This window comes from Glycomyces lechevalierae (assembly GCF_027622945.1).
In the GTDB taxonomy this organism is placed as follows: Bacteria; Actinomycetota; Actinomycetes; order Mycobacteriales; family Micromonosporaceae; genus Glycomyces; species Glycomyces rutgersensis.
Window position 1 is genome coordinate 40,405 of sequence record NZ_JAPZVQ010000018.1, and the last position, 10,768, is coordinate 51,172.

Sequence of the window (10,768 nt, forward strand, 5' to 3'; positions counted from 1 at the left end):
ATCCTTTGTATGCCGATTTTCGCCTGGTCATTGCGAGGTGGCGGCAAGGAAACCATCCGATCGGATGAAAGGAGCTCGACGATGCCGCAACCAGCGACCCACCTACGGACGACCAAGTCTGAGGTGCTCGGAGAGTGGCTGACGGACAACGGAAACCAACTCACGCTGATGGCCCGCCCTGGGACCGGCTACGCCTCGATCTGGCTGACTCACCACGGCCAACCGGTGAAGATCGGCTACGCGCTTCACGCTGGAGGAGTCGTCCGCGAGGTCCGATGGGAAGCGCTCTGGACTGAACAAACCGACGCGTGGAAGGCACATCAGCGCCGCCACATCGCAGCACTCATCGCTGCTCACCACGCCGGCCAGCCACTAGCGCCCAAAGCCGACCTGCCAGAGAGCGTCCTCGGCACCTTCAACATCGACGGCTTCCGGTTCGCCGTCGAACCGACGCTCGCACCCGAGCACGCAGTGCTCAGCGTCCTAAACGTTTCCGGAGGACTCACACCCGTGGCCGACCTCCTCCACGAAAACGGCCGCATCTGCGGCCTCGCGCCCCGCCCCGGCTGGAAGTCAACGCCCGAGGACCGCAAACGCCACTGGCGCCGCGAATCCGAAGCAATCCTGACCCAAGCCAGGGCCGAAGGCCGCCTCTGACTTTCCACCAATAACGGGGCCGCATGGTGGGTGCGGCTCCGTTCTCAAACTCGCAAATTATCTGACGTCGAAGACATTACTTAAAGGGGTGTCGTTAATCAATTAGGATGAAATTTCACGAGAAGCCAATCAATAATTTCTTCGACAAGTATCCGATACTCAGCCGCCTGCCGAGGCGAGACAGAACTACTCAACCCGTGAGCAAGATTATTCCTAATACTAACCAAGGCATTCAATCGACCTCTTCTCTCATCCTCACTAATCATGCGCTCTAGATCAGAAGAGATTGAAACGTCAAATTTCTGAATCAGATTGATAAGCGCAGAGGCGTTGAGATTTGGCATTCTACTTAGATGAGAGTTCACGAATGAATTTGCCATCTTATGTGAGTATTTGTCACAGTATTCGACCAAGATAATTCGAACCGATTGCTCGAGATACCCAGAGATACGAATTACCAAATACGCTGTTAGATCTGCATAAACTTCATCGTCACCAATAAGCTTAGGGTTACATCTAGCTTCGAGTTCTTCAACCCGCCCTCGGAGCGCCTGGATCTCCCAGACAGCATGAGTTGAATGAGCCGGCTTACCTTTCCGACTCACGCGACCTCTCCAAATGCTCGCTTCGCAAGTTCAAGACGCATCTGCACGCGAGCTTCATCTGCCGTAGCTCTCGTAATTGAGGTCTGAAAATCCTCATCAGCAAGGAGTTCAGCCCTCGCCTCGCGCAGTGCCGCAAGATCACTAATTGGTCCTTGTTCCAGTCGCATAGAAAGACCGAACAAGACGGCGTCAGCCAAAGCTGCGTTCACTTGCCTGGACTCAGCCTTCAGGGCACCCTCGCCGAAAGCCTCGGCCGCAAGATCACACGTAGCTCTGAATACCAACGCAAACTCTTCAAATTCGATCTTGGAAATATTCTGATTTCTTGCTAGAAATTCATTCAGGAAGCCCTTAAGAGGCCTCTTGTAGCGCGCATGATCCTTCCAAAATGCGAAGAATCTAAGAATGAGTTCTTGATCTTTCAGTCTATGCGAGTCTGGTCCGAAAATCGTCCGCCACTGCCTATGCGAGTTCAGGTCACGAATTCCTTCAACCAACGAACCTTGATATAGAGCCACCCGAATCTCATGTGGGTAGAGACTGGTTCCTCCAGTGTTAAGCCTCTCAAAGACGTAATAAATACTGTCGTGAGCCTCGGGATCGGAGCTTTGTTTGATGACAGTGGCGTGAATAAACGTATTGTCAAGCTGGCGACGTTCATCCTCATCGAGGGTCTCATAAGTTCGCCCCCTGAAACGCTCCTCGACGTATTCAAGTTCATATGGTTCTCCGTCTGGCAAGACCCCTGAATAGAAATGCTCCAGAGTCCGCAAGCGCTGCTGACCGTCTAGCACAAGAAGTCGATGTGACTGTTGCTGAACCAAGAATATGCCGGGGACTGGAAATCCGAGCAGTAGCGATTCCACAAATTTGTCCATCTGCGGTCGTTTCCAGACGAATTTACGCTGGAATTGTGCCGCACCCGGACCAGTATCGACTGCAGGGTCGAACGAAGGAACAACAATGTCATCATTATTCAATCGCCTAACCAGGCCAAAGACGTCAAAATCGGCCCCGAAATACGAAATCGGTTCGATATCTTCAAGGCTCTCGGCCTGCTGTTCCTTCGAGTCCAAATCGAGATCGTTGTTTTCGGAGTTAGCGTTCATGAATTCTCCTGCAATGTCGAATACAACCTGCCGACAATACTATCTCATAGACCTCTTGCAAGTGGCAATAGCCCCGCAACAGCTCTAGCGTCAACTAGGCACCGACAGAAGTTGCACATTAGTTCAGCTAAAGGCTGTCCCGTTATTGATTGTGGCTGTTGCGACACTCCTTGAGCTATGCGAGATGGGCGAACTCGTCCTCGCCTGGTCGCCACACCATCCAAGCGCGGTCGCTGAATCCCGAAAGCATGGCGATTTCGGGGCCGACGAGCTATGCGAGGGTCGGGTTCACAATGATCGTGCTGGTCCGCAGGTGAAGAACAAGGCCGGTACCGGACGCTCCGGGGGTCGCTCGCACTTCCTCGCCTATCAAGGCTCTGAGAGCGTCGGCATACCCAGGGGATCTCTCGGCGATCCCCTGTGCGCGTTTGCCCTGCAAGCCTCGGACCTCTGGCATGACGTAGCAGGTGAGGTACGGCGACTCTGTCGGGCCCTCGAAGTACAGTTTCACGTAGTCGCGAACGAACTGCACCGAGTACAGTTTCGCCTCCAACGAGTCGGGTCAGTAGATCGTCGTTTCGGCCTTCGTCCACCGCTCTCGATCCTCCCGTTGTCGGCGGTCCTTCCGTCTCCGCTCAGGCTAGAGGAACCACACTTCGAGCTCGAAGCAGTTGCTGCCCTGGACCCTGGAGATCTCTTCATCCTGTCCGGGCAAGGTTGTGGAGGCGGGCGATGCCGCTAATCGCGACCGCGACACCGTCGCCGCGCAGGCGGCAGTCCCGCAGTATCTTCCAGGTCTTCAACCGCGCGAAGGCGTGCTCGACCTGGGCCCTGACCTGCCGGTGCGAGGCATTGTGCTCAACTTTCCAGCTGAGCAGGTCCTCGCCGGGGCGCCAGCGGTGCCGGATGATCGCGCAGGTGGCGATATAGCCGCCGTCGCCGATCACATCATGATTGCGGCACGCGTGCTCGGCGTCGGACTCGCCGAACGCCTTGCAGTCGTTGCGGTTGCCCGGTAGTGGTCTGCCCACCGCCACGACCAGGTGAGTGTCGGCATCGATGACGACCTGGTGGTTGGTTGAGTACCGGTAATTCTTGCTCGGCGCGCTGACTGACCGGTCACGGGTGGGCACCAGCGCGCCGTCGACGATGAGCACTGTCCCGGGTGCGAACCGCTTGCGCGGCCGCAAGGCGAGTTTGGGGCCCAGGTCATCGATGATGCGGTCGGACGCGGACTTTGAGACCCCGAACAGGGGTGCGAGCTGGCGGAGGATGAGATTGGTGCGCCAATAGGCGGCCACCGACAGCACCCGATCGGCCAACGGCAGGCTCCAGGGCCGACCCCGGCGAGGCAGGTCAGCGCCCTCGCGTTCGAGCTGGCGCACCAGTCGGGCGAATACCCTGGGGAGCAACCCTGAGAACGGCTCGATCCAGCGCTCCTCGGCAGCGGTCACCACATCCACCGCGACATCCTAAGCCGTTGGGCCACAACCAATAACGGGACAGCCTTTAGCATCTTCGTGTGGTCGATGATATTGCGGCAGAAGATGTCTCGGCTAGGCCTGCCCCACGTTCGGGTAACGCAAAATGAATCAGGCTCGATTCAAGCATCTGCTCCGCTTCCTCGCGGAGACGAACGAATTCCTCTTCGCGAGCTTTGGCCGCTGCAAGGTCTTCCTTCAACTTTGCGACGAGGCGCCGCTGTTCTTCGATTGGCGGTAGCGGAATGGGTGCTTGGGCAAGTTTCCCTGCTCCGATGTGCCACAGGGACCCCGTCGTAGTGGTGGCATGCCCCCGGGCGTAGGCACGCCCTGCGTCGCTGTTGAACCATGTGACGACGAATTCAGGATCGAGGTCATCGCAATGCAAGCGCGCTCGGATGACCGAGTTCTGGATGATGGTGGTAGTCCCCGTGTCCTCCCAGACCGCGGCCCGACCGACTTCCTCGCGCGAGTTGCCCTCTACGAACAGCACATCGGAGGTCTCAAGCGCCAGTCGCTCGACGGTGATCGGCGGGACGGTCATCGACTTCAAGTCGTCGAAATCGATGTAACCGAGCTGCACGCTCTTGGCACGAAGATAAGGGACCTCTATCCCCTCGGCGCGTGATCCCTTGCGCGGCACCTGAGTGCCCAGCCGAATCTCCGCCACGTCCGCGAGTGTCACGAGCGGATACGGGCTCTGCAAACTCGTCGGTGCATGGTTCGTGTCCCATCGATCCAACATCGAGAAGGACGCGATGACTACGATATCTGAGGCTGTTGCGGCATCAGGCGTTTCGACCAACCGCGTGCAGAACTCCTCCCACGCGGAGTCCTTCAGCGCCCCTGCATCGTGTGATGCGCGCGCCGCCGAATCTCGAGTCGCCTTGTATTCAGCCACCAATTGTCGTTGGATGTCGAGCGGGGGCTGCGGGACAGGAGCTCCCGCAAGCTTCCCGGCACCGAGATGGTACAGCCCGCTCGTCGTGGTTGCGTGCTCTCGGACGTACGCGTTCCCAGCACGTGAATTGAACCAGGTGACCACGAACTCGGGGTCGAGCGCGGGGTTGTTGAGCCGGGCGCGAATGACGCTGTTCTGATGGATGACTTCAGGGAGATCCCCGTTCCAGATCGCCGTCCGCCCGACCTCGGTAACCGACCCTGAGCCTTCGACGAAGACGAGGTCACCGGCCTGGAGCGCGAGCGCTTCGGCCTGTGACTGCGAGACGTGCATTTCCTTCAGGTCCGATAGGTCGACGAACCCCCGGCGGACGTTGATCGACCTAAGGTACGGGCGCGCGACGCCATGAGGCTTCGAGCCCTTGCGCGGTACCTGAACCCCGAGCCGAATCTCCGCAACATCGCCAAGTGGGGCAGCCGGCCATACGTAGGTCACTTCCTGCGGGATGGTCTGCGCATCCCACCGGTCGAGTGAGGCGAAGCGCACGACCGTGGTGATAGCCCCCGTCATGCGGTCCCACCTTCTTGAGCAAGTCTCTGTTGTTCGCGACGATGGGGATGCGCGGGCGGGACCAGGAACATCGAGCCGCCCCCAACACTTGGCAGGAGCATCAGACAGTGGCTCCAAAGCCCTGGTTCGCGAAGGCTCGCCATGAGGTCAAAACTTCGGGCAAGTCGTTGGGGACATCGTCCCCGGTCTCGCCGGTCGCGGTGATGCCGACGGCCCTCGGGTTCGCCATGAACACGGGGTAATCGAAGGCCTCGCGGACGTGCTTCCACATGGCTGCGGTCTGCTCCTCGTCAAGCGCCTTAAGGGACGCCCTGAGCTGGACAAGTGCTGTCTTGAGCGCGGGGACGCTCGCTGCTCGCGCCGTGTACGCCTGCTTCAGCTTCCGCGCGTCCACTCCGCCGTCGCCGGCCCAGACCGGTCCGCGGACAGTTGTGACAGGAGCGCCGCGGACGAGTCCGGTCTTGCGAACCCATCTCAGATCCGGCAGCACCCGCGTGACACCGATGGCTTCCAGGTCGGCGAGCAGTTTGCGGAGTTCCTCGTCCTCGCCGTGCAGGAGGCCTGGCAGCGCCTCCTCGATGAGTGCGGCGCGTCTGGGGTCGAATTTCTCCTCGGTTGCCGAGTGCGCGTCCTTCCAGCACTGCTCCCAACGCGCGGCTTCGGCTTCGGTGAACTTCTGCATGAACACGATTGATGCCGTCACCGACGCCCCGGAAAACTTGAACGTCTCGGAGGGCAGGGCCACCACGGCTTTCAGGAACGCTTTGCCTTCGGCCCAGCGCCGGAGCCACGCTTGCGAGGCGGCGTTGAGGTTGCCGTTGGGCAGGACGATGGCAAGTCGCCCGCCAGGTTTGAGGAGCCGCAGGCAGCGTTCGAGGAACATCTGCTCGGTCTTGCGGGTGCTGTTGCCCAAGCCGATCTCGAACTGGTCCAGGATCTTCTGGTTGCGAGTGTCCGCTACCTGTTGCAGACCAGCCAGGCCAGCCTCCCCGTACCGGCCCTTCTGCCGCCGCAGGGAAGCCGCATCGTCGGACACGTTCGTCTCCGGAGTGGCGCCGATGAGCTGGGAGGAGGTGACTGTCGCTCCGAAGGGCGGGTTGGTAATGACCACGTCGAAGCGGTCCTCGAAGATTCCGTTGACGTTGACCAGCCCGTCGTGCCAGTGGATGCCACCGTGCCCGTCGCCGTGCATGATCATGTTCATCTTGGCGGTGCGGGCCGCGCGGGGTTCCTTGTCGGTGCCGTAGATGCACTGCCAGGCGAGGCGTCCTACTCGGGTATCGATCGGACCTCCGTCGGGGTCGCTCGGGGCAAGCTGCTCGTTGAGTTTCGCGACCTCCGCTTCGATACGGCGGTCGCGCTCGTCGAGGGCGGCCTCCGCAGCATCGTCGGCATACTCGGCGAAGATCGCTTCAATGATCCTGTCGCGTTCGGCGCGAACGGTTTCAGTGATCTGATTGCGGATGTGGTCAAACACGCTGATCAGGAAGCCTCCCGAACCGGCGGCCGGGTCGCAGATGAGCTCGCCTTCTTTGGGGTCGAGCATGTCGACCATGAACTCGACCACAGGACGCGGTGTGAAGAACTGTCCGAGTTCACCTCGGAAAGTTCGCCCGAGGAACCTTTCGAACGCGATGCCTTTGACGTCGTCGCTGGTCTTGGAGAGGTTGAAGCGCTCCAGTTTGCCGACGAGTTCGCGGAAGGTGTGGGGCGAGATATCGAGGCGGTCATCTTCTGTGAAGAGATCGTCGGTCTCGTACGCTTCCTTCGTAGTCTTGAACATTTGCTCGTGCTGAGCGAGCTTGGCGCCCCGCAGCTGGTACCGCTTCGCCTCGTCGAGGAACTTGGTCGTGAACGTCTCGTGGGTTTCGTTGCGCTCGACGTGCAGCTTGATGAACAGCACCTTCGAGATGGTGTCGAACGCCCGGTCCGGTGTCATCGCGTGGTTGTCGCGAAGCAGGTCATGGCATTCGGAAAGCACCCTCTGGAACTGCTCGCGGTCGAACACTTCGAGCCGGTTCACCAGCGCATTGAGTCGGCGCTCATCAGCGATGTCCGCGGCGGTGGGCCAGTCGTTGATCTGCCGAGCCTTGCCCGGGAGCCCCTTCGTGAGCTCGTAGACGAGATGGCTGCTGGCATTGGCGATCACGAGGAATCGGGCACCGGCCGCACGCGCGTATGACTCGCCCTGCCAGAAGTCCGCAGACCGGGCGGCACCCTCGTCGGGTTTGGTTTCGACCACCAGGATCGGCTCGCGGCCTTCCTCCTTGTCGTCGGCGCTGCGCCACACGATGATGTCCGCTCGTGGCGAGCGACGACCTGAGTGTGTTCGGCGCTCCTGGTCCATTTGCCCCAGCGAGTAACCGCCTTCGAGATGCAGGCGCCGTACCCAGTGCTGCCGGACTATCTCCTCAGGCTTGTGCTTGATGTCGATCCAACCGCGAAGCGGCGCGTAGACCCAGTCACCTTGGCGGTGAATTCCTTCTTCGGGGAACGGCGATGAGGGGATGGCGGTGGGAGGCTGGGACATGAGCAAGATGCTACGGGAGCCGCTCTCGTCGGTCTGGTGCCGCTCGGCCGGGATAGTCTGCACGCCACTGATCTCGTATCCCTTACCTCTCTCGGGATCCGGCGTAGACGGCCCTTCATGATCAACAGACGAGTCAGTGTGCAAAACACTATTAACCGAACGAAACAGACTTCTCATCCAGGAATCATGTGTTAGCGGGTGACCATCGCCTCAGACGACACGCCGAACGAGTAGCAGCCAGCAATCAACCTCACTCACTGTCGGCTACCGCGAGTAGCTGCTGGATCCAACGGTGGCGTCGGCGTTGCCTCGGCGGTTACGGAGTTTGATGTGCGCTTCCATGCCGCGGCCAGGGTGCCACCCTTCTGGATTTGCGGAGCATCTGCCCGTTACATTCAAAATAGTCCATCCTCAGCCTCTTCATCCGTTTCCGGGCCTTCGAGTTCTTCTCGAAGGCGCAGGCCGATGTCCTTGAGAGAGCCCCGCCCTGGGATGTGCCAGCACTCAGGTCCTCGGACAGACTTGTACCGCTTGTCGCCGAGGCTGTTGATGATGTCTAGAGCGAGGCGGCTTGCCGCGTAAGTCTTGCCGTCGACTTCCCAGAGCAGTTGCCCGCCGCCGTCGTTGACCCACGTGGCGCGCGATCGGCTGGGGTCTTCGGTATTCCACCGTTGGAACAGCTGTCGCTGTTCTCTGGTGACGGGTCGGAACTCCAGTAGCGTGCCATCTTCGATCGCACGGTGCTTAGCGATGAGCGGCACCAGGTTCGGGGTGCGGTTGCGGCGGGCAGACCGGCCCTTGACGTAGTCGTCGGGGAGCTGTGGTACGGGGGCGGCAGCGTCGATCTGGGCGGCTACGAAGGCCTCGATCTCGCGGCTCTTCTGTTCGTCCTTGAACAGAGATGAAGGGTGCGTCCGGAAATGCTCATCGACTGCGGCGATGAGCCGTTTAAGCGTGCCTCCCGCAGAAGCCGCAGCGGCGGGGAGCACGGAAGATTCCCAGTTGTCGTCGTAGAGTCGGTCAGTGAACTGACGAGCGACGAGGTGCACGGTGAACAAGTCGCCGTGGTCGGCGATCTGGGCCGCCCGCCCCTGAAGCTTCTTCTGCGCTGTAGCGATGCCGCTCATGACGGCTCGCATCAACTGCACGTGTCGCCAGATCTCCTCAGCGGTAATTCCTGCACGGAAGAGGTTCCTATATGCGCCGCTCGCGCTGCGGTCCCAGAGAACGTCCGGAAGGGCCTTAGCCTGCACGGTGTATCGGTGATCGGCGTGGCCACACGCAAGTGCGATGAGCGCCTCCTCACTCGTGCAGCCATCGTTCTCATCCGGTGCGGCTTCGGTGTGGCGGGTGGTGTATTCCAGGCCGAGGCGGGCCCGGAATTCCAACTTGAGGTCGTCCTGCTGCTCATAGAGGGAGGCGAGGTCGCGAATCTCCACGCGGTTCTGCGTATTCGCCGCGCCTGTGATCTCTCGGATGAGGTCATCACCGTTCTCTCCGGTGATGGAGATCTTGACGAGGACCTTGGCGCGGCCGGCCTCAGGGTGTTCCTTGACGGTGTCAGCGATAGAGGAGACGGTTTGCGCGCCGTTGACGATGGCGACATCGTTGAGGTTACCGGTGCCACCCATACCCACCGAGCCTGATCGGGCGACGATCGTGATGCCGTTGTTGAAGTCCCAGAAGTGTTCGGGCCGTTCGATGAGGGTGGTTCGGATGGCCTCGTTGACGCTGGTTCGGCCGAGCGCGCCTCGGATGTTGCGGCGGAACAGTCGCTCGCCGTGCTCGCGGTACCAGCGGGCGACTTCATCGGTGGTGACTGTGCCGAAGTAGATTCGGTGCGGCACGTCGTCGGTTTCGACGCTGGCGAAGTGCACGTCAAGGTTGATGGGGGGCTCGCCCATGCCAGCGCGGGCGATACGCACGAGCTTGTCCAGGGTGAGGATCTCGATGGTCGCGGGCGCGGAGTACCACCGACCGACCTCGGCAGCGCATTCGGTGAGGATTGCCTGGTGATCAGCGTGGATCTCGTTCGACCGAGCGACGGCAAAGACGAAACCCACCTGTGGATCGTTGTCCAGGATCGATTCGATCGCCACGTAGTGGGGCTGGAACCTGTGGTTGAACCGCTGGAGCTCATTCTTGAGCATGTACTTGATCCCGACAGTGAAGGTCTTGACGTCCTTCTCCCTGAGGTTCGCCTTCCCGTCCCTGCTCCACTTCGTCTGGATGAACCAGATCTTGTTCTGGCGCTCGTCGTAGGCAACGGCGTCGATGTCGTGGTCGTCGGCCCCATCGGTGACGAAATCAGCCGCACGCTTCGCTGGGCAATCAGTGAGATACCGGACGACCATGGCGGAGAGGGCCCTGGTGTGGAACTGCTGGTCGCGCTCGGCGCTTGGTACATCCTTAAGGTAGATCTTGTCCTTGAACTCGTTGAGCAGCGCGTCCGAGAGGTTCTTCGCGAAGCGGTCTTGCACCTGTGTTCCTCCAGGGGTGCGGAGAGGGTGGGAACACTCGACATCGTATCGTGACCGGCCCCTGCCTCGCTGTGCTGATTCATTCGATCTGATGACGTGCAACGAGATCGGTCAGTTTGAAGCTGCTTGACGTGTTCGCTTCGTGCGCGGGGAGCGGACGTGGTTGGCGACAGCCGGACAGGTGCGGGCCACGCACAGGCGCCGTTAATGTGGCCGTGCCAAATGCGTGCCAAAGTTTGAGGTCGCAGCCATGTTCTGGCTGTTGAGAGGCTGTTTGGTCTTCGGTCTCCAAAACCGAGGGTTGCAGGTTCGAGTCCTGTCACTCCTGCAAGACCAGCATTATCCGAACACCGGGCCGCGATTCGCGGCCCGGTGTTCGGCGTTTCGGGCCCCAAATGACTGAAGCCTTTCAACTCGGTTATCGATCGAGACTGT

7 protein-coding genes are annotated in these 10,768 nt (G+C 60.3%); 1 reads left to right on the top strand and 6 read right to left on the bottom strand.

Going from position 1 to position 10,768, the window contains the following annotated elements; genetic code table 11:
* Positions 1-9 precede the first annotated feature (9 nt).
* Positions 10-657 (top strand): hypothetical protein, encoded by a 648-nt coding sequence (locus O2L01_RS21955; protein ID WP_270124178.1) that lies wholly within the window; start codon positions 10-12, stop codon positions 655-657.
* A gap of 98 nt (positions 658-755) precedes the next feature.
* On the opposite strand, the gene O2L01_RS25790 is transcribed toward O2L01_RS21955, so the two are convergent.
* The 6 genes from O2L01_RS25790 to O2L01_RS21980 all read right to left on the bottom strand — a co-directional run bounded on the left by O2L01_RS25790 (position 756) and on the right by O2L01_RS21980 (position 10,333).
* Positions 756-1,262 carry an MAE_28990/MAE_18760 family HEPN-like nuclease gene (locus O2L01_RS25790; protein ID WP_374727629.1) on the bottom strand — a complete coding sequence of 169 codons (507 nt, stop codon included), beginning with the start codon at positions 1,260-1,262 and terminating at the stop codon, positions 756-758.
* The gene (locus O2L01_RS21960; RefSeq protein ID WP_270124179.1) at positions 1,259-2,371 is read right to left on the bottom strand and encodes a DUF262 domain-containing protein; all 1,113 of its coding nucleotides are present in this window, start codon (positions 2,369-2,371) and stop codon (positions 1,259-1,261) included. Before O2L01_RS21960 ends, O2L01_RS25790 begins: the two co-directional genes overlap by 4 nt.
* 698 nt (positions 2,372-3,069) lie before the next feature.
* Entirely contained in the window at positions 3,070-3,834 is a 765-nt protein-coding gene (locus O2L01_RS21965; RefSeq protein ID WP_270124180.1) for a transposase, read from the bottom strand.
* Between the two features lie 46 nt (positions 3,835-3,880).
* The gene (locus tag O2L01_RS21970) at positions 3,881-5,323 is read right to left on the bottom strand and encodes a restriction endonuclease subunit S (protein WP_270124181.1); all 1,443 of its coding nucleotides are present in this window, start codon (positions 5,321-5,323) and stop codon (positions 3,881-3,883) included.
* 100 nt (positions 5,324-5,423) lie between these two features.
* Positions 5,424-7,853 carry an N-6 DNA methylase gene (locus O2L01_RS21975; protein WP_270124182.1) on the bottom strand — a complete coding sequence of 810 codons (2,430 nt, stop codon included), beginning with the start codon at positions 7,851-7,853 and terminating at the stop codon, positions 5,424-5,426.
* Between the two features lie 395 nt (positions 7,854-8,248).
* Positions 8,249-10,333 (bottom strand): AIPR family protein, encoded by a 2,085-nt coding sequence (locus O2L01_RS21980; protein WP_270124183.1) that lies wholly within the window; start codon positions 10,331-10,333, stop codon positions 8,249-8,251.
* Positions 10,334-10,768: the final 435 nt, after the last annotated feature.

Bases quoted from the DNA above. Each gene is read 5' to 3' on its own strand.
- O2L01_RS21955 (WP_270124178.1), top strand. From the start codon at position 10: ATGCCGATTTTCGCCTGGTCATTGCGAGGTGGCGGCAAGGAAACCATC.
- O2L01_RS21975 (WP_270124182.1), bottom strand. From the start codon at position 7,853: ATGTCCCAGCCTCCCACCGCCATCCCCTCATCGCCGTTCCCCGAAGAA.
- O2L01_RS21960 (WP_270124179.1), bottom strand. From the start codon at position 2,371: ATGAACGCTAACTCCGAAAACAACGATCTCGATTTGGACTCGAAGGAA.
- O2L01_RS21970 (WP_270124181.1), bottom strand. From the start codon at position 5,323: ATGACGGGGGCTATCACCACGGTCGTGCGCTTCGCCTCACTCGACCGG.